The 366-nt window shown below is 33.6% G+C and carries 1 protein-coding gene; it reads right to left on the bottom strand.

Features of this window, described 5'->3' with window-relative positions; translation table 11 throughout:
* A partial coding sequence (locus HMPREF2837_RS11965) for a PBECR4 domain-containing protein (protein ID WP_261674358.1) occupies positions 1-366 on the bottom strand: 366 nt, incomplete at both ends.

The following is a 366-nucleotide window of genomic DNA, read 5'->3' as shown; positions in this document are numbered from 1 at the left end:
CTTTTACTTTCATCAAAGAAGCAGGAACTCCAATCCCATCAATATCTCTTAGCGCAAGCAACAAATCTTTATCCTCAGACATGATTGCTTGAGATAAATCAATACGATTGAATTTTTCAATTTGAGATAAATCATCAAAATAGAAAGAACCTGCATCAATAATTGCTTCAAAGTCAGGTAACACTTGTAGTTTTTCAAATGCTGCTCCCCTATTAGCAATCATAATATTATCAAATCTCCCTCTTCCCTCCACAAAATCAAGTAGTGTTTGTTCTGGGGTTTGGTCATCTTTTATTGGCGCAATTCCTGTAAGGTGCATGAAATTCTCTTTATAAAAAGAAACAGATACTACTTTAATATCTTCTT

Origin of the sequence: Streptococcus sp. HMSC071D03 (assembly GCF_001812125.1) — a bacterium.
Taxonomy (GTDB): domain Bacteria; phylum Bacillota; class Bacilli; order Lactobacillales; family Streptococcaceae; genus Streptococcus; species Streptococcus pseudopneumoniae_N.
Note: the sequence above shows the minus strand (reverse complement) of the source record. Positions and strands in the feature narration are given on the sequence as shown.